Genomic DNA, 19938 nt, shown 5'->3' with positions numbered 1-19938 from the left:
TCCATAAGCAATTTAGAAAATTGCATAATTCTTATTTGTGAGAATCGAGTTCTAATTTATTAGAATCTCAATTTTTGAAATGGCGTGATTGAGCCATTTTAATTTTAACAACACATGATTTTCACACACAAAAGGTAATTATGCAATTTCCACAATTATTAAAGCCACTACTCGTTAGTGGCTTTTTATTACTTTAATTAATGAACAAAACTTAATTTTTATGAATTAAAATTTATACTGTTCATATAAAACATTTTGAGGTAGTATAAAAGTACTACATTCACCATTGGAGGTCCTATATTATGAAAAGCATCAAACTCAGACTTGTAACACACATCTCTATCTTAGTGATCTTATCTCTCAGTATTTTAGGCTCACTCAGCTTGTTACAGGCAAAAAATGCCATTGAAAATGAAGCAATTGGTGGACTAGAAAGACTCAATAAAGAATCCAGTCATTCGATGAGTACGTCAGTTAATAGCCAATTGGCTTTTTTAAAACTCTTTGCTGCAAGTGACGAGATTCAATCTATGGATTGGGAAACTCAAAAGGCCTACTTGAACGCTCAAGTAAAAGGCAGTGATTTTATTTCATTTGCAGTGGTGGATCTACAAGGTAATGCAACATTTAACGACAATCAATCTGCCAACATCGCAGAAAGAGCTTACTTTAAGAGCGCATTAGCTGGTGATACCTTGGTATCCGATATGGTAATCAGTAAACTTACAGGTAAGCCAGAGCTCGTTTTTGCAACACCTATCTCAGTGGGTTCAAAAATTGAAGGCGTTCTCATCGCACGTAGAGATGGCTACATACTCTCAGATATTACCGATCAACTTGGGTACGGCAAGACCGGCTATGCCTATATGATCAATCAAGATGGGGCTGTCGTTGCTCACCCTGACCGCGCGCGAGTAGATGCGCTTCAAAATACCATCGAAGAGGCGAAAACAAACCCAGCACTCAGTGAAGTTGCTCAACTCATGAAATCCATTATTCAGAAAAAAACTGGTTTTGAAAAATATACATTTAACGACAAACGACTGATTGCTTCATTCACACCTGTTGAAAATACACCTTGGATACTCGTCGTAACAGCTGATGAGTCTGAAGTATTGAAAAATGTGTCATCTATCGTGAAAACTATTTTCTTGATCATTCTCGTATTTTTAGCAATCGGAATTGTCAGTGCTTATTTTATCGGTGCGAGCCTTGCAAAGCCAATTGTTCACATCTCAAAAGCCGCTGATAAAATTTCGCAATTAAATATCCGTGAAAATATCGATACGACCATTATTAAGAGACGTGACGAAATCGGGCTATTGGGAACTTCTCTCCAAAGAATCACAGACAACTTGAGATCCATATTGTTTGAAATCAACACATCATCTGAGATGGTAACAGCAGCGTCTGAAGAGCTCACAGCCAATTCACAAACGACGTCACTCTCAATTGATGAAGTTGCTAAAGCCATCAACGAAATCGCAGCAAGTGCAAATAGTCAAGCAAAAAATGTCGAAGAGGGTGTCGCGAAAAGTATTTTGCTAGGTGAAAATATCGAAAAAGATCAGCATGAGATGCACGCACTTAATCTCAGTTCCAACAAAGTGTCTGAGCTTGTAAACGAAGGTCTTTCAGAAATTGATCACCTCACGGCCATCTCACAGCAAACAGCAAATTCTACTGATTTAGTTCGACACGGAATTTTAAAAACAAATACAAGTGCTCAAAAAATTGAAGCAGCCAGTCAAGTTATTTCAAATATTTCGACTCAAACTAATTTATTGGCGTTAAATGCAGCGATTGAAGCAGCAAGAGCAGGTGAAGCTGGAAAAGGGTTTGCTGTAGTGGCAGAAGAAATTCGTAAACTCGCTGAGCAATCCTCACAGTCTACTCAAATCATTGATGACGTTGTGAAAGAGTTGCAGCAAAACTCTACTGAGGCGGTTAGAATCGTTGAAACCGTTGTTGAACAGATGAAAGTACAACAATCAAGCGTTGAAAGCACACATTCAAAATATCTCAATATTTCAGATGCGATCGGAAAGTCCGAGCAAATTGTCACTCAACTTAATCAGTCCTCTGTGCAAATGGATTCCATCAAAACTCAAATTATGCAGTCGATGGAACAGCTCGCTGTGATTGCAGAGCAAAACAACGCATCTACTCAAGAAGTTGCTGCATCCATCGAAGAACAAACAGCTTCTATGGAAGAAATTGCGAACGCAAGTGAAAATTTGTCGGAGCTCGCACAAAAATTATCCGGAATTATTAAACAGTTTAGATTATAATCAAAAAGACTAAGACGCGGAGGCTGATTCAATCTCGTATTCGCATCTTAGTCTTTTTATATTTTATGATGTTTATTTCCAAATTTTTATTCCTAAATTTTATTCCTAAATTTTATTGAAAAATCATCTTCAGATTTCATTGAATTTGTCTACTCAAGGACTTGATACTTCAGTTTAGCAAAACCCGAAAGCAGTTGTGGATCGATACTTTCTACTAGTTTTTCAGCATCTGACCAAAAATATTCCTGGTCTTCCTTTTCAATCTCAAAATCTCTTCTACTTAAATCTAGTGAATACAGGTAGCAAACATGATCGCTATTGCGCTTAATTGCACAAACACCCAAATAGAACAGTTCAGATTCATCAACGACTAGATTAAGCTCTTTTTTCATTAACTCTACCAGATCGCGTTCACGCGTCTCAGTTGCCTCTAAACTGATGCCACAAGTATCCGGATGTAGATCCCAACCAGGTATAAATTCATTTTTTAGTAAGTATTTATATTGCCCACTTTTCTTTTTAAATGGAATGATCATGCTTAAATTTGACATAAACGCCTCCTAATTGAGTTAATTTCATTTGAATCGGACAGAACCATGATAATTTCTTAAACTATTATTAAGATACCCAGAAAGCATAGGCATTATGCGAGTTATTTGATAAAATAATCCTAGCATCAGATATATTGACTCTTGAGGTGACTATGTATAACATTTTAATTATTGAAGACGATCTGACGATATCAAAATCTCTTAAAGCATTAATGGAAGATTGGGGATATACCGCACATATCGCAGATGATTTTAAAGATATCATGCCAACATTTTTATCATTTTCACCACATCTAGTGTTGCTTGATATTTCACTTCCCTACTTCAATGGATACCATTGGTGTAATTTGATTCGCTCTTACTCAAAGGTGCCGATTATCTTTATTTCATCTACGTCCGACAACCTAAACATCGTTATGGCAATGAACATGGGCGCCGATGATTTTATCGCAAAACCTTTTGATAAAAATGTTCTCATTGCTAAAATCCAAGCACTACTCAGACGCTCCTATACATTTGTTGGCCAAACGCATGCCATCGAGCACAAAGGCGTGATGCTCAATTTAAACGATACGACTTTGACCTATCAGTCTCACAAAATTGAGCTGACCAAGAACGATTTTAAAATCATTCAAATTTTAATGGAAAATGCAGGGAAAATCGTCACAAGAAATGACTTAATGACCAGACTATGGGAAAGTGATCATTACATTGACGACAACACCTTAACCGTCAATATCACGCGTCTACGAAAAAAACTTGAGGAAATTGACCTAAATGACTTTATCATAACAAAAAAAGGCATTGGATACCTGATTGAATAAGGATAGGAGCCCCGTATGAAGCACTTTACCAATCGAACACTTTTAGAATACATTCGTCGAAATTTGAAATTCGGACTTCTATTTATGCTCTATATGTTGGTATTTTCCGTCCTTTTTTCACTTCAGAACATTCCGCTTGACGCCATATTATACGGCATCATTCTTTCTACTTTTTTTGTCATCGTTATCTTAGTCTTCCGATTTTCAAAATTTCACTTAAAACATCAACATCTCCTTCATGTTTCAAAAAGGGCCACTTTAAATATCGACGACTTGCCCAAACCGAGGGATTTAATTGAAAACGACTATCAGACGATTATCAAAGAACTTCATCAGGCCTATCAAAAACTCGATACGGACTCCAATTATCGCCATCAGAACATGCTCGATTATTATTCAATGTGGGTGCATCAAATTAAGACCCCTATTTCAGCTCTTTACTTAGTGATCGATCAACAACAAAATGAACAAAGTTTATCCATGAAAACCGAACTCTTTAAAATCGAACAATATGTCGACATGGTCTTACAATATTTAAAACTTGAAAGCGAAACTTCTGATTTGCGCTTTGATACCGTTGATTTGGTGTCCATGATTCGCGCATCCGTTCGAAAATACCGCATGATTTTCATCGAAAAAGGAATCAGTCTTCACTTCGAAGAAATGAATCGCTTGATGATTACCGATGAAAAATGGTTTTGTTTTGCACTTGAGCAAATTCTGTCAAATGCGCTCAAATATACACATAAAGGAAGCATTACCATCAAGCTTTCTGAGACGCAACCGGATGTACTCCTTATTCAAGATACAGGCATCGGCATACACGCTGACGATCTGCCTCGTATATTTGACAAGGGATTTACTGGATATAATGGTCGACTTGATAAAAAATCTTCGGGAATTGGCTTATACCTCGTCAAACGTGCGCTTAACAAACTTTCTCACGACATACAGGTAACTTCTGAAGTGGGTAAAGGAACGACTGTAGCGATAGATATCAGCCGAAAACCACAAAGGTTCGAATAAATATTAAACCTTACAGAGATGTAAGATTGCTAAAAGAAATGTAAGCCAGTGTTATGGCATGGCATTTCTTTTTTTATTAAACTAAGAGTATCAAATAACAAACTAACAATTAACCTTTTGGAGGACAATATGTCATTATTAGAAGTCAATAATCTTAAGAAAGTCTACACAACACGCTTTGGCGGAAATCAAGTTACCGCTTTATCCAATGTCACTTTTTCAGTTGAAAACGGCGAATATGTTGCAATTATGGGGGAATCTGGTAGTGGAAAAACCACACTTTTAAATATACTCGCATCACTCGATAAACCTACTAGCGGAGACGTACTCCTCAACGGTAAATCGTTCTCAAGCATCAAAGAATCTGAAATTTCGGCCTTTAGAAGAGATCATCTGGGATTCGTTTTTCAAGATTTCAACTTACTCGATAACTTTAATCTTCAAGACAATATCTTTTTACCGCTTGTATTAGCAGGAAAAGACTACAAAGAGATGAAAAAGAGACTTGATCCAATCAGCAAGCAACTGTCTATTGAAGACCTTTTACACAAGTTTCCATATGAGGTTTCAGGTGGACAAAAACAACGAGCAGCAGTTGCAAGAGCGCTTATTACACAACCTGCAATTGTGCTGGCGGATGAACCGACCGGCGCGCTGGATTCAAAAGCAACAGATCATTTGTTGTCTCTATTTACAGAAATCAATCAACTCGGACAAACGATTCTCATGGTCACACATAGTACGAAAGCAGCAAGTCACGCTAAGCGCGTCTTATTTATCAAAGACGGCGAAGTTTTTCATCAAATCTATAAAGGCAATATGAGCAATGAAGCGATGTATCAAAAAATTTCCGACACACTCACAGTCCTAACTACCGGAGGAGAACAACATGAATAGCCTTTTTTATCCCAAATTGGCATTATCCAATATCAAAAATAACGTCAAATTATTTTTCCCCTATATTCTCATGAACGTCGGCATCATTGCCATGTACTTCATTATGCATTCACTTTCTGTTGATCCAGGTATCAAAAACATGTCTGGAGGTAGTTCACTTCAGCAATTATTGAGCTTTGGCACCGTTGTAATCGCCATTTTTTCAGCGATCTTTATCTTTTATACCAACAGTTTTTTATCTAAAAGACGTAAAAAAGAAATTGGACTTTACAACATCCTCGGAATGGGGAAACGCCACCTGAGTAAAATGCTTTTCATTGAAACGCTTTTCATTGCCTTAATTTGTTTAACACTCGGATTAATTACAGGCATTGTGCTCAACAAACTCATGGTTCTCATTTTACTAAAACTCGTTAAAGTCACTGTCACTTTAAAATTTGTTTTATCCATAAAATCAATTTTAGCAACCATACTTTTATTCTCAGTCATCTTTTTAGTGACGCTCATTTTCAACTTAGGCTCCATCCATTTGACCAATCCAATCGAGCTTTTAAAAGGTGGACAAACCGGTGAAAAAGAACCTAAAACGAAATGGCTCATGACACTTATAGGCATCATCACACTTGGTGCAGGTTACTATATCGCCCAAGTTGTTGAATCTCCTCTAGCCGCACTTGGATGGTTCTTTATCGCAGTCATCCTCGTCATGATTGGAACCTACTGTCTTTTTACAGCAGGCAGTATCGCTTTACTCAAATTACTCAAAAAGAATAAAAAACTCTATTACAAAGCCAATCACTTCAACTCAATTTCAGGAATGATATACAGAATGAAACAAAATGCTGTAGGTCTTGCTAATATTTGCATCCTCAGTACAGCTGTTTTAGTTACGCTTTCTACCACACTTTCGCTTTATGTAGGATTGGAAGATTTATTAAAAACTCAATATCCAATGGATATTAAAATTACCAATTTTGAAGCAACACCGGATAGTATCAGTGCAGTTGAGCAAATCATCGATCAAACAGTCGCTGAGTTTCCAGTGACTATTGATGGAAAAATGAGCTACCACTCCATCGGATTTCCTGTTATGAAGACAGATACCGGCTTTGAACCTACTGACGAGATCTCAGGGTGGTCGAATCTCAATTTTGTGACATTACTCACCCTTGACGATTACAACATCGCCTACAACGATTCTATCGAGTTAGACGACGATGAAATATTATTTCTCACAAGCGACTCCTCTTATAAAGATTCAACCGTTCACTTAGGAAGTGAAACATTGACCATCAAAAAACAATTGAGTGCCCTCTTTGACTACACTGGAAAAGAAGACGCACAGATGCAAATTGGGAGTTTAGTCATCGTCGTAAACAGCATGGATCGCTTACAAACGCTCTATGACACTTTTTACTCAGATGCAGATGAAGAAGCTACTGATAAAATTCAACACTTTACTATTTTCGATGTGAAAGGTGAAGAATCTGATGTCATCGCCTTTAATGATACCCTGTATCAAAACTTGAATGATAAAACATCAAATAATTCTATCAGCAGTATTTTCGCTGCAAAAAACGATTTTCTCTCCCTCTACGGTGGTTTGTTCTTTATCGGAATCTTTTTAGGAACACTGTTTTTAATGGCCACTGTGATGATTATCTATTACAAACAAGTGTCTGAGGGTTATGATGATAAATCGCGATTTGAAATTATGCAAAAAGTGGGAATGAGTTCAAAAGAAATCAAACACACCATTCGCACACAAATTTTGATGGTCTTCTTCTTACCGTTGATCTTTGCAGTGATTCATATTAGTTTTGCATTCCACGTTATCACAAAATTAATCGCATTATTTGGGTTTACGAATATTCCACTGTTCTTTTTATGTATGGTTGCAACCATCATCGTATTTGCCTTGATTTACTTGGTCGTTTATTTATTAACTGCACGAGTTTATTATAAAATAGTGAAATAAAAAAAGCTCATGTTCGAAACTGGTCGCAAATCGTCATCATCCACGCGCCACTCGACATGAGCTTATTTTTATTCATTTTCAACGAATCTATAGGCCGTCTCATCAGTTATCTGATACTTCAACTGATTGGGAATGCGGATTGTCAATGTTTGATTTTCAAACCAAACCTCTCCGTACCCTTGCTTGTCATCATAAGTAATTTCAGCCGTATACACGCCGTTATTGCCCCTAACTGCAACGGTTACATCGCCATCAGACTCTTGATCCCCATTCACATCATACAAAATGTCAAATGCCCATTCCTTTATCACATCTTGGTCGTTTGTTAATAGCAAGTGCATTTCACAAAAGGAGGCATCTGTTTTTAATATGCTGCTCAATACAGTTAGAGATGATATTTCCAAATTTTCATACGTCATTTTTCCAACCGTATAATCTGAAGGCGCCACCTCAGTCTCTATGATTACAGGATGATCCAGTTGTGTTTTAAGAAAAAAGCCCACTGCAACGACTGCCACGATTAATAAAGTTAAGTCGATGAATTTCTTTTTTTGGTAATCCGTTAGTTTCATAGAACTCCTATTATTGTTTAATTGCTTAATTGCTTAATTGCTTAATTGTTTAATTGTTTAATTGCTTAATTGTTAAATGTTTAATTCTTTCTATTCTTCAATTTTACCTTTGATTCTTAAATTTTTGCCCTTTAAATACTCGACAAAATCCTGATAGCTTCCTTTTACAAATCCCTTTTTATCCAATCGTATGGCCAAATCATTGACGAGAACTAATGCCACATATTCTTGATTAATGACGACATGAGAAATTTGATTCCAGTGAAATTCCGAGAGGGTATTGAGATCTTTCATGATGATTTTATCACCAACTAAAATATCTCTTTGCCAAGCATCTCCCCCCATCTGCGTTACTAATTTTTTATAGGTTTTTGAAGCGACATGCGCCTGTCTAAAAAAGGCATTATACGCAGCGAACAATAAAATTAAACCATAATAAAAAAAGTATCCCGATTGTCCACCTACCACAGACATCACAGCCATTACAAGGGATATTATCATAAAAACAATCCACATGATCTTCATGTAATTCATCTTAATCGGGTTTTTGTAAAACGAAAAATAGCGTTCTTTTGTCATTTGATATTGATTTTCAAAAAGTGTTTCCATTGTCTGCTCCATTCATGAGTTTCAGTTTTAGATGCGAAATTCCGTTTTGGTCGCTAAATTTTACATCCACATCTGTTGTAATTCAACACATTCTGTAAATTTCCTCTATTTTATTTTATTCAATTCTAAACGCGATTACAACATCATTTAAAATACTGAAATGATTAGGTGAAATGATTATCAATCCATTCGATTGAGTAACTTAAAAAAGAACAGACTTCGCTTAAGAGATTTCAGTTTTTGTCGATGTTTCAATCGAATCGTCTTTGACAATACTTCCCTCTCGTCAGAAGACAATTCAACGCTCTCAAGGATTTTTTTGAAATCCTTTAAATCTTGTATGTCTCCAGATATTTTATGAAAAACTTCAATTTCTTCACGTATTTTGAATGCCTCAAATACGATGAGATGACTTTCACTTAAAGTTTTAAATTTCTTTCCCTGAATGCGCGCAGAATGAATCCCTGATGGATGATTAAGCGCTACTCTCGCAAGTGTTCGTGTGTAATCTCTAAATTCATGCATCCACAGATCTTTTTTGCCTTGATTTTCAGCTATTTCATAGTGTATGTTTCTTAAATCGTAGCTCTCGCGAGGTGCATGGATATATTTCAAATGTGCTAGTTTTAAAGAATTGAGTAAATAGCTTTCTATTTCAGTATGTCTAAATTCCTCTTGTTCATTGATTCGAAGGCAGACGTGAAGTCGCCTTATGTCTTCAAGGGCTTTCAATTCACGCATCAACTGTTTGCTAATGTCTTTCATGAAACGAAATGCCTTCTGGTCATAGTTCCTTAAATACCAGCAGATTCCTTCCATTTCTCGAATCCGAATGCGCCTTTGATGCACCCAGTGATCCAATTCAATCTCCGTTTCATCATCTATTTCATGTAACTCAATTTGATTGTCGTCATATAAAAGCATTTCTAAGCGACGCACCCAATCTTCTATTGGTTTTACCTCGATTCGAACAGCCCGCATATTGCTAACTACCACACGTTGCTGCTGAATCCAATCGTTCGCTTCAATCAATCCTTCTAAATTATGTGCCAATGCATCCGCATCTTTAATCAGTTCATCATAAACATGATGAACTCGATTTTTTTTCGCGTGATGTTTTATTGCGTGTAAAATCAAGGCCTGCTTTTTCGTCGACAAATGTCCATCCGAGCGCAAAAGAGCCTGAGTCATAATCGCACTCATTTTTGCATGTCCCTTCCCAGAAATGCCACCCATAATGCGCCCTAAATCATGTCCGTAAGCGATGATCTTGGCTAGATTCTTATCGAGCTTCCGCTTATCTGCTAGTTGTTCAATAAAATGAACCACATCATTCAGATGTTGAACTTCAAACAAATGATCGTCACTATGATAAGCCGCATGCGTTGAAATATCTCGCATCATATTTACTGTTTTCATAAAAAAACCACCTTTATTATGGATCACTTATTGTTTACCCATAATTTTGGTGGCTAATGAAAAATTTATTTAGGAAAAATTTGTTTTGTTGATCTCACTATATTTTTTTCTTAGAAAGTCGGTTAGAGGTCACCATATAGTGAAGTGTCGACATCAACCAGATTAAAGTCATCAGAATAATTGGGTAGTTACCCGTTTCAAATAAAAGTTTCGTAAATAGCACGACAATATAGAGAAAGAGATACATGCCATTCATAAACGAATAGGTTTTAAACGCGGATTTATAAATGAGAAGCTGTTCAGCTTCATCACAACTTTCCATCCACTCCTTTTGAAATTTCATCGAACTCGGATCGCCTTTTTTCGTCGGATAGACCACTTTGATGAGTTTAATGCAATACATTTGAAGGGCTACGATTACAAGAAATGAACCCAAAAAGATTCCTATCGACGTAAATATTGCAGGATTGGATTGGTCGACTGAAAAACCAAATAATAAAAATGCCAAAATGGTATAGACGCTGGTCACGAACATATTAGCTGATAAAACACCGTCAATTTTTTCTTCTTTTTCATCATCTTCATCCGATGCTTTAAATTGTTTTAAAAGTTTACTGGCTATGACAATGGATACAACACCTGCAAATATCGCAATCCCTGCAGCGATGCCCTGTATGATGATTATATTGGATATCACCACATCCATTCCTTGATTCATGACCGTTTTCATGTGATCTGGATCTAAATGCAACAGAAGCGCCATGCCTCCAGCCCCTAACAAAGCCCCTAATATTAACCACATGAGTATTCTCAATATCGACTTAAATGCTTTCATTTTCTTCCTCCTCATATTGAAAGATTGCTTCAACTGTTGTTTGACATATTTTTGCAAGTTTTAGTGCCAGTGTCACTGAAGGTGAATAATCCCCTCGTTCAATCAAACTAATGGTTTGCCGTGAAACGCCTGCAAGATCACCTAGTTCTGACTGATTAATGTTCAACCTAGCACGATACGCCTTTAACTGATTGTTTAATGGCATATACGCCTCCTTACTTTTAGATTATATTTTCTGCATCCAATATTTCCTTTTGGCTCATTTGAGTGCTCTAGAAAACTCAAATAGTTGTTTGGCAACTTTTGTTGTCGTTTTAGCAAATATCATTGTCAATTTGACAAATTTATTTGTCATACTCACTATAACATTGACAACTTTTGTTGTCAACAAAAAAAATTAAAAAACCTTCACCCTCTCAAATCGCTATTTATAAATTAAGCGTTGATTGGTTAAAGGTTTGGATTGAAAAGTTTGAATTGAAAGGTTTGAATTGAAAGGTATGGAATGAATGTTTCAAACTTAACCCTACGCCTAAATTACTTTTTAGGCGCAGGTGCTTTCATTACCACAAGTTCTAATAGTGCTTCATGTTTATTCATGACATTCATTTTAGTATCAACCGGTATTACTAAAAGCGATCCTTGTGCATAAACATGAGGTTCTTGTGCATCTAACTGGATTGTTAAAAACCCTCGGATAACCGTCATATAAACATTTGCATTTGAAAAATGCTCAGGTAAAACTTCCCCCATGTTCAATAGCATATGATTATAATGAATATGTTCGTCATGTAACACTTTTTCAATAACTTTCTCGCTCTTTCCCTCAACAGGCACTGTCAATTGGTAAATAGTTTCAATCATGCGTTCTCTCCTTAATGATGAATTTCTAAGACGTTTGTTGATTTATACGACCATTTTACTTCAATCAACTGAGTTTTTCAGTAACAATTGTTACATCTAAAATTTAACTTTGAGAACATCTCGTTTTTATCTCAATTTAACATGCCATTGTTACAATAAAGAAGTCATAAACCGTCATATTAAGGAGGTATCTATGTCCACGCTCTATCATTTTATTGAAAAAAAAGACTGGTTACTTTATCAGTTGCTGAACTCATCCAATAAAAACCAATCTGTCTTTAAATTTATGCGGCTAGTCACACACTTAGGAGACACTTTAGCCAGTTTCATTTACATCTATATTGCATTTCTGATGTCTGCACACTGCGACAAACCTATATTTCCATTAATTGCGGGAGCTGTTGTATTCACTCAAATTCCCGTTCAAGTGATCAAACGACTTGTCAATCGAAAACGCCCTTATCATCAAACAAATCTTGTTTTTGTATACAACCCTCCCAAATGTCAGTACTCATTTCCATCGGGGCATACCGCTTGTGCTTTCTCAGTCGCTTGGATTTTATTGATGTCCTATCCTGTATTCGGTCTATTTGCACTCGTTCTTGCATCACTTGTGGGAATCTCGCGAATCGTCCTAGGTTATCACTTCCCAACGGACGTTCTCATCGGTTGCCTGCTGGCTCTTTGTGGTGCGTCACTCTCTTACTTGCTTATAGCCTAAATTTACGGTTGAGTCGTCGTTTCTGTTGATTCTGTTGATTCTGTTGTACTATTGTTCATCGAATTTGGATTATAATAATTCGGACTTTTTAACGTTTTTACAAGTGCATCCGATTGTTCTTCATTCAGCTGCAAAGCACTGATTCCATAGTAGTGTTGCGCAGCTTCTTCTATGCCATAAGCCCCTTCGCCAAAATACGCAACATTGCAGTAGAGCTCCAAAATTTCATCTTTCGTCAAAACATCCTCTAACTCAAACGCTACAAGCAATTCTGCCACTTTGCGTTCGTATCGTTTTTCAAATGAAAAGTACAGATTTTTTGCTAGTTGTTGCGTAATGCTACTTCCACCTTCAACGTTAGAACCTGCCTTGATATTTTTCAAAAACGCCCGAACAGTTGACGAAAGATTGATGCCTTTATGATCATAAAATCGTTTATCTTCAGAAGCTACTACCTTTTGCAAGAATAAAGGAGAAATCGCCTCTATGGTCACATAGTGGTCCTTTTTCCGCAAGGATTCACATTTTTCTTTTATAGGTGTTTCTTTTAAAGCTGTTTCAAACATATCATAGCCTTTGGTCAATATCGGAGCGACTTTAATCACAAAAAAAATCACCAATGCAATTACAATCGCTGGTATTAACCATCGACGGATCCATCTAAACATAGTCACCTCATTTATATCAAAATTGAATGATGTCTCTTGTATTTTACTGTATGTAACCTCTCAAAGTCTAGTTAAATGAATGAAACTTATTTCATTAAAATATAAGAACCAAAATAAAAGAAGCTTAAATAAAACGAATCGTGTTTTACTTAAACTTCATCATAATTAAATATCATCATGCTCAATAATCAATACATTATCGCCCAGTTGAATATCCACTTGAGTCAATGCTTCTACAATAGGTTGATTTGTACTGTAAGGAATCTCAATTAAAACAATTTTGTACCCCTCACCAAGATATTTTAATATATTATTTTGATACCAATCAAGGTAAATACAAACTCGAGAATCTTGGTCGAACTGACGTCCATACGTACAATAACTTGTTAAATCATCCACCTCATCAATGGTTCTCACGCTGTATTCATTTATTTTGTCTTCAATTTCAGGTTCAACATCCTTATACGCGATAGCTAAAATTGTGTATTTATACATTGTTCGTCCTCCTATGCCTCTCATCTTACTCATCATATTAAAATAAAATTATCAGATACTCCTGTGAACAGTTTATCATGTCTATTATATGGATACAATGAAAATAACGTTATCCATTCAAATGGTTCAACTCAAAAAAATCTGGGTATATTTAGACCAAATCTTGGAGGTACATATGTCTGAAAAAACGATTATGCTCATTGAACCCATCTATACCATTCGTCAAAGACTAAAAATCGCGCTTGAACATGCGCATTATAAAGTGATAGAAGCTTCAACTTACGACGAAATGATTCTAGGACTAAAATCTAGACAACATCCAATTGATTTGCTTGTCATTGATTTTGAGTTACGCGACTTACAAGGAAATCGTGGGATTCACTGGTTAAAATCCAATCGAATAAATAAGCCGATTATCGTTCTATCTGGAGACAATCGTCGAACGACTATTTTTGAGGCGATTCAAAATGGAGCATCTGATATTATTATTCGCCCGTTTGATGAAAGTATCATCGTTCAAAAAATTGATAAGCTACTGCTTTCAGAGCTTATTAGACCAATGAATGAAATTATCTTTAACATCCCCGAACTCATCGAAAAAGAATGTATCAAAGCTAAAAAAGGGAATTATGTGTTTTCACTCGGACTCGCGACTTTTGTCAATCCAACTGAATCCAACTCACCTCACAACGAAATGGCTCACTATCGCTTATCTTCTAAACTCTTACCTGAACTGAGTGCGCTATTTTTTGAAACAGATTACTTCTTTCAATTTGGCTCACAGTCTTTTATTGGACTGTTTTTGTTTTGCGATGCACTTCATCTAAAAATAATTGAAGATAAAATGCATACAGCATATAAACACCTGGCAAATCAGCAGCCTATCTTTGAAGATTATCGTTTTGTTACGACGTTTACAACATTCCCGACAGATTACGAAACACTTCTTGATTATTCACAATTAATCCCAGATATATCAAACAAACTTAAAGAGCAATTAGACACATTCGGTGTTTCAAAATAAATATTAAATTCGCTTGATGTCACGATATGCGACCACTTTGTTTTTCCCTGTCATTTTAGCATGATACAACGCTTCGCTCGCTCTCTCGATAATGACTTCAAGCGATTCTTCATGTTCAATCATCTCAGAAATTCCAATACTTACAGTCACCTGGGCTCCCAGTTCAAATCTGTGCTGTCCGATATAACCTCTGAGTCGATCGGTTGTGTGAAATGCTACTTCTTCACTTATTTCAGGCATCATCAGAATAAACTCGTCACCCGAAAAATGTGCAAAAATGTCAGATTTACGAATATTCGTTGAAATCAAGTCAGCCAGTTCCTTCAATACTTTATCTCCTTGAACTCTTCCATAATCGTCATGGATACGTCTTAAATAATCCACACTAAAGATTGCGATGGAAAAAGGTTTAGCCGATCGCAAGCTTCGATAATACTCTTTGTATGCAAACTCAAAAAAAGTATGACGGTTGTAATTATGTGTCAAATGATCCACGACCTCTTGTTCAACTTCCTGTCTTTTCGCGAATTTTAGCACAAAACACAATGCGAGAATCAATCCTTCAATCAAGGTGAGAAGCACAATTGCGCCGATGCGATATTTTTTTAAATGGACCAGGTGTGCATTTTCTCCAATGGACACAAAATAGCCTATTGGCTGATGATCAATGTTCATGATTTGAGTGAAATATGCCGTGAATATTTTTTTGTCATATAAAAATTCAACACCAAACGATTGGTTCCGCTTAAGTTGATCGCCTACTGCCTCATTGATTGCTTGTGAAAACACTTCGTTCATCAGCAAATACTCGGTAGCTTCTTTTGACTTGTGTTGTATGAGTTGATTGACGATTTCCCGATCCATCAAATAGTTCTCGGACAAGTAACTTTCGATATATTGATCTTGAATGCTTTGAAAAACGGTATCTTCGACGATTTCTCGTTCAACGATAAAGTACATATCTTTTGATTGAAGGAGCTCTTGAAGAGATTGAATCATAGTTGCCACAGACACAGAAAGTTCAACACTTCCATAGTGATTTCCTTCTTCTAAAAGCGGATACACAAATCGATAACCATTATAGGTGCGCCCCTCTTCAAACCCTTCGACAAAAACGCGATCTTCATTGGCAATCCGGACAGACGCTCTTATTTCCATTAGATAATCACCATATTTTTCAGGCGCATGAAATCTTAAAAAACTCTCTCCATCGGGTAATTGAAAACTTAATTGTGAAAAATGGTATTTTTGCGCAGCCTCAAAACTAGGTCTCAAAAGACTCAGTAATTCATTTCTCTTTTGCATCTTGACGGTTTCGTCATCGGTATTTGCAGTTTTCATTAGACGATAAACATCTGGCGTTTGAATGCTTGTTTCCATAATATAATCTGAAAAATCCCTATAACTTTGCGTGATGCTCTGGATCATTGCTTGTTGCGAAACTAACTCACCTTGGATATAAGTATTTTTAACTTTTTGATAAATTAAGCAGAATACAAGCGTGTTCATCGTTAAACAAATCACAAATAAAATTGCAAGCCGTAAACCTTTTCTGAACTGTTGATGCATGTATTTCATTGTCTGATTCCTCTCATTCAATTCGTATCGTTAGTCATTCACACGTCATCTTTATACCCTTTTTTAATTTTAAATCTCTAAAAAACACCTCTATCAAAGAAAACACAGCTTAAAAATTCGGGCGTACTCCACAAAAAAAGTGTAAAGTTCTAAGCACCCAACACGCTTGATCTTTACACTTTTATAAAAGATATTATTTTGTTCACTCAAAAGCATACTGAATTACTTAACTAAATGATATGGATGCATAATAATGATCCAAGTCAAATCCTGGCGTCGTCACAGATACAATTGAACGATTAAACACTTGGCTTTCTGCCAATGATTTTTCAAGAGAATCATGTGTGATACTGCTGATCCATTTGTGAAAGTCATCAATTTTTAAACCATTGTGATTGTTTAAATCCACAATGGTATGTTTGACCAAGTCAATCATCAGCGATTCATTATCTTTTGGATTGAGCTGCTTCATCGATTCAGTGACTTGTTTTGGCGCTCTGACCAATTTTGAACTAAACTCGTGCAAATAGAAATAGAGTCCATAATTATAAAATTTACCTGTATTGACATCAATAAACCATAGGTCTTTATCGAGAGCAGTCGAAGTCAGGCCCATGTATTTTAAAGCGGTTAAGTCATAAAAAATGCCTTCACAGATTTTTCTCGAACCTAGAGGTTTCAGGTATCCCATCACAGTTTCCAATACGACGATCGGTTCAACACCTTTCATTTTTTTAAAGACAATATAACCATGTGTTTCGGTTTCAAATGTATCAATGACTTCAGGAATTTGAATTTTGAAATAACTGCTCTCACATTTTTTCACAATTTCCAAAGAGTCTATAAAAATTTTACGTTTGAGTTTAGTGATTTCAAGCAAAACATGTTCCTCTGATAGATAGAGGTATCCAAGTTCAATCATGACGCGCTTCAAATATTTAAATCGAATGCACTTGCCTTCATTACTCTTAAGCTCAATACTGCGTTTCTTCTTGCTTCTCTTCAGTAGTTCTTCTTGTTCGTGATAAACAGGACATTCATCTTGAGCTGGCGCTTTATGGTTATAAGAATGTGATTCTTGACGCGTTGAGCTTTTACGACGATAAATGAGTCGTTCCTTTTCATAAAACTTATTTTGTGCAATGAGTATTTGACCTTCATTATAAAGTGCATTAATTTTACTCATAATAAATAAAGCTTCCTTGACATCTGATACATCGGGATGCCAAATTTTAGCAAGCTCTCGATATTCGCGCTTAATTCCTTTTACAGTAAATAATTCAGACGGCATATCGCAATTCATTATGTAATTTTTATCGTTAAATTTGCTTTTTTTAGACATTTTCACCTAACCAAATCCAATCTTATTCTCCGTTTTATTATACATCTCTCAAAATACATAAACAAATCTTTTATCCAATAGATTTCCCTCATAATAACTAAGACGTCCATCATCTATGGTATCATCAAATTTACATTCATCCCTTTAATATTCCACAAATGGACTGTTTTTTCTATCCATACTGCCTAACTTCATGTTACAATATAAGTCGTGTAAGGAAATCATTGGAGGTGATTGCTTTGTTTAATACCCAAATTTTAAAACTTAAAAATCACATATTGTGCCTAGCATTTATGGTATGTCTCATTGCGGTCATTTCATGTGGGTCTATTTCAAGTTATGCTCTGGAAATCCAAGAAACTCCAACAGGCGCCTCTTATTTAAGCAGCATTCGAACTTATTATATGACCAACCAAATAGATAAAGCTTATTCCATGACACTTGAAGCATTAAGCGCAGTAGATCCAAGTATAGATGCAAATAAGACTCACTATTTAGAGCTTCTAACATACGCTGCATATATTGAAAGCAACTACGCGATTTATGATGAAATGATGCATCATGCGATTGAACTCTATCAACTATCTGATTCTGAAGAGTATGCACCTTATCGAATGAATGCGCTCTATATTCTCTCCTATTATGATTATACCACTTACAATAATACGCGAATGGAAGAAAAGTTGAATGAAATGCTTTTACTACCCGTTGATGAACAACATCATCCAAAAATGATTTACTATTACAGAAACCTTGCATTACTCGCCATGGATAATCACGCAGTCGACGATGCCATTCAATACTATGAAAAAGCTTATGAACTTTCAAATATAATCCCTGTGGACTACTCACCTGATTTGCCCGCAGTTGTACTTTATGATTTAGCCTCTGCATATGAATCAAAAGGCGATTATAAGATTGCCCTAACATTATTATCAGAAGCGATTGATATAACGGATTCCTACAATTCAGATTTGCTTTTCCCCTACAAACTTAGACTCGCCTATTACTATTATCAAACTGGGGAATATGAGCTTGCTAAAGTTGAATTACTCGAGGCGGATCAACTATTTGAAAAAACATCAAAGTTGTATCAGACTGAATTTGGAAATTCTGAGTATCATCAAATATTCGCACTCATTGCATACGCACAAAAAGATTACGAAGTGGCATCACAACATTTTTATGAATATATGACAGCTGAACTTCCAGCTGATAGCACTCAGACAACTCTGAATGCAAGTAAAGCAGCATCCGAATTTCAGCTCTCTAGTATCAAAGAACAATTAAATTTACTCGAATCTTTTCAAAATGCAAAACGTCAGACGGTTCTATTCTCAGCGATAGCAATCATCCTTTTTATCACATTATCTACTATAGGATTATTGTATTTGAAGCGTAAAAAAATGCATCAAAAACGCATATATACACTCCTCAAAACAGATCCTCTGACTCAACTAAAAAACAGAAAAAGTATATTAGAAAGCCTCAATGACCTTTCTAAAAGTTCCATATGTATTGTCCTAGTTGAAATCAATCATCTAAAAAAACTCAATTTTGCAGTTGGTGAGACCTTTGGAGATGAAGTCATCCAATATGTTGCACACTTGCTTCAAAGTTTAGACGAACCGGATTCACTTGTTGGACGCTATAGTGGCGATACATTCTTGGTTATTTTACCTTACAGCGCCATTACCTCAACTACCATTAAATTCAAACAACTACAAGCTGAACTGTACCACCATGATTGGTCACAACCGAATTTTCAAATCACCACTTCCATTGGAATTGTTTTTGGTCCAACAACAGACACGCGTCTTTTATTATCCGAAGTGGACGCTTGCTTATCACGCGCAAATGATAAAGGCGGAAACTGTATAGAATCTTCGCATCTTATGTAATCAAGGGCTGTACATTTAACTTAATTTAATTATCAAAAAACAAAAAAGGACGAATCTCTTACGCGTTAGTTTTAAGAGGTTCGTCTTTCTTTGATCACTTCATCACAATTTTTATCAAAATTAACGACTTTATCAGTCGGGTTATAGACTTGCAGAGGCTATCTGATGGTATTACATACTGCCTCAACATCTTTTTGTGCGACAATTACTGAAGGTTGTGAAAATGCTGTCGCTGACATTACTAAAAAAGATAATACATTCATAACTTTTTTCATAAAAAACTCCTTTCGATTGGCCACAATTATTTGATTAAAAAACCAGTTGTTAGAAAAATGAAATAAAT

The 19938-nt window shown here is 36.0% G+C and carries 19 protein-coding genes; 8 read left to right on the top strand and 11 right to left on the bottom strand.

The window, feature by feature from the left end; translation table 11 throughout:
• Nucleotides 1-302: 302 nt before the first annotated feature.
• Nucleotides 303-2291: a methyl-accepting chemotaxis protein gene (locus ACZ41W_RS14770; RefSeq protein ID WP_464312761.1), complete on the top strand. Its 1989-nt coding sequence runs from the start codon at nucleotides 303-305 to the stop codon at nucleotides 2289-2291.
• A 149-nt stretch (nucleotides 2292-2440) separates the two neighbouring features.
• On the opposite strand, the gene ACZ41W_RS14765 is transcribed toward ACZ41W_RS14770, so the two are convergent.
• Nucleotides 2441-2842 carry an NUDIX hydrolase gene (locus tag ACZ41W_RS14765; RefSeq protein WP_464312760.1) on the bottom strand — a complete coding sequence of 134 codons (402 nt, stop codon included), beginning with the start codon at nucleotides 2840-2842 and terminating at the stop codon, nucleotides 2441-2443.
• A gap of 152 nt (nucleotides 2843-2994) precedes the next feature.
• Here ACZ41W_RS14765 and ACZ41W_RS14760 point away from each other — a divergent pair, with 152 nt between their 5' ends.
• The 4 genes from ACZ41W_RS14760 (at nucleotide 2995) to ACZ41W_RS14745 (ending at nucleotide 7567) form a co-directional block, all read left to right on the top strand.
• Nucleotides 2995-3666: a response regulator transcription factor gene (locus ACZ41W_RS14760; protein WP_464312759.1), complete on the top strand. Its 672-nt coding sequence runs from the start codon at nucleotides 2995-2997 to the stop codon at nucleotides 3664-3666.
• Nucleotides 3667-3681: 15 nt separating this feature from the next.
• A complete protein-coding gene (locus ACZ41W_RS14755; protein ID WP_464312758.1) occupies nucleotides 3682-4692 on the top strand; it encodes a sensor histidine kinase in 1011 nt (336 codons plus the stop codon).
• 129 nt (nucleotides 4693-4821) lie between these two features.
• Complete coding sequence (locus ACZ41W_RS14750; RefSeq protein WP_464312757.1) at nucleotides 4822-5589, top strand: ABC transporter ATP-binding protein; 768 nt, start codon at nucleotides 4822-4824, stop codon at nucleotides 5587-5589.
• Nucleotides 5582-7567, top strand: coding sequence for an ABC transporter permease (locus ACZ41W_RS14745; protein WP_464312756.1), 1986 nt, complete (start codon nucleotides 5582-5584; stop codon nucleotides 7565-7567). Before ACZ41W_RS14750 ends, ACZ41W_RS14745 begins: the two co-directional genes overlap by 8 nt.
• Nucleotides 7568-7635: 68 nt before the next feature.
• Here ACZ41W_RS14745 and ACZ41W_RS14740 read toward each other — a convergent pair whose 3' ends face one another.
• The 6 genes from ACZ41W_RS14740 to ACZ41W_RS14715 all read right to left on the bottom strand — a co-directional run bounded on the left by ACZ41W_RS14740 (nucleotide 7636) and on the right by ACZ41W_RS14715 (nucleotide 11866).
• On the bottom strand, nucleotides 7636-8139 hold the full coding sequence (locus ACZ41W_RS14740) for a hypothetical protein (protein WP_464312755.1): 504 nt from the start codon (nucleotides 8137-8139) through the stop codon (nucleotides 7636-7638).
• Nucleotides 8140-8229: 90 nt separating this feature from the next.
• Nucleotides 8230-8748 (bottom strand): hypothetical protein, encoded by a 519-nt coding sequence (locus ACZ41W_RS14735; RefSeq protein WP_464312754.1) that lies wholly within the window; start codon nucleotides 8746-8748, stop codon nucleotides 8230-8232.
• A 180-nt stretch (nucleotides 8749-8928) separates the two neighbouring features.
• Entirely contained in the window at nucleotides 8929-10167 is a 1239-nt protein-coding gene (locus tag ACZ41W_RS14730) for an HD domain-containing protein (RefSeq protein ID WP_464312753.1), read from the bottom strand.
• A 97-nt stretch (nucleotides 10168-10264) separates the two neighbouring features.
• Nucleotides 10265-11002: a DUF3169 family protein gene (locus ACZ41W_RS14725; RefSeq protein WP_464312752.1), complete on the bottom strand. Its 738-nt coding sequence runs from the start codon at nucleotides 11000-11002 to the stop codon at nucleotides 10265-10267.
• Nucleotides 10989-11207, bottom strand: coding sequence for a helix-turn-helix transcriptional regulator (locus ACZ41W_RS14720; protein WP_464312751.1), 219 nt, complete (start codon nucleotides 11205-11207; stop codon nucleotides 10989-10991). Before ACZ41W_RS14720 ends, ACZ41W_RS14725 begins: the two co-directional genes overlap by 14 nt.
• Before the next feature lie 332 nt (nucleotides 11208-11539).
• Entirely contained in the window at nucleotides 11540-11866 is a 327-nt protein-coding gene (locus tag ACZ41W_RS14715) for a cupin domain-containing protein (RefSeq protein ID WP_464312750.1), read from the bottom strand.
• A gap of 193 nt (nucleotides 11867-12059) precedes the next feature.
• Between ACZ41W_RS14715 and ACZ41W_RS14710 the strand changes: the two genes are divergently transcribed.
• Entirely contained in the window at nucleotides 12060-12587 is a 528-nt protein-coding gene (locus tag ACZ41W_RS14710) for a phosphatase PAP2 family protein (protein ID WP_464312749.1), read from the top strand.
• A gap of 2 nt (nucleotides 12588-12589) precedes the next feature.
• Here the strand turns inward: ACZ41W_RS14710 and ACZ41W_RS14705 are convergent, their stop codons facing one another.
• Nucleotides 12590-13255, bottom strand: a complete 666-nt coding sequence (locus tag ACZ41W_RS14705) for a transglycosylase domain-containing protein (protein WP_464312748.1) — start codon at nucleotides 13253-13255, stop codon at nucleotides 12590-12592.
• 165 nt (nucleotides 13256-13420) lie between these two features.
• Nucleotides 13421-13750, bottom strand: coding sequence for a hypothetical protein (locus tag ACZ41W_RS14700; RefSeq protein ID WP_464312747.1), 330 nt, complete (start codon nucleotides 13748-13750; stop codon nucleotides 13421-13423).
• 175 nt (nucleotides 13751-13925) lie between these two features.
• On the opposite strand from ACZ41W_RS14700, the gene ACZ41W_RS14695 reads away from it, so the two are divergent.
• Nucleotides 13926-14774, top strand: a complete 849-nt coding sequence (locus ACZ41W_RS14695) for a response regulator (protein WP_464312746.1) — start codon at nucleotides 13926-13928, stop codon at nucleotides 14772-14774.
• 3 nt (nucleotides 14775-14777) lie between these two features.
• Here the strand turns inward: ACZ41W_RS14695 and ACZ41W_RS14690 are convergent, their stop codons facing one another.
• On the bottom strand, nucleotides 14778-16352 hold the full coding sequence (locus ACZ41W_RS14690) for a diguanylate cyclase (protein ID WP_464312745.1): 1575 nt from the start codon (nucleotides 16350-16352) through the stop codon (nucleotides 14778-14780).
• 226 nt (nucleotides 16353-16578) lie between these two features.
• Nucleotides 16579-17694, bottom strand: a complete 1116-nt coding sequence (locus ACZ41W_RS14685) for a J domain-containing protein (RefSeq protein WP_464312744.1) — start codon at nucleotides 17692-17694, stop codon at nucleotides 16579-16581.
• 239 nt (nucleotides 17695-17933) lie between these two features.
• Between ACZ41W_RS14685 and ACZ41W_RS14680 the strand changes: the two genes are divergently transcribed.
• A complete protein-coding gene (locus ACZ41W_RS14680) occupies nucleotides 17934-19595 on the top strand; it encodes a diguanylate cyclase domain-containing protein (RefSeq protein ID WP_464312743.1) in 1662 nt (553 codons plus the stop codon).
• The last annotated feature ends 343 nt before the right edge of the window (nucleotides 19596-19938 follow it).

This window comes from Fusibacter fontis (assembly GCF_055378735.1).
Note: the sequence above shows the minus strand (reverse complement) of the source record. Positions and strands in the feature narration are given on the sequence as shown.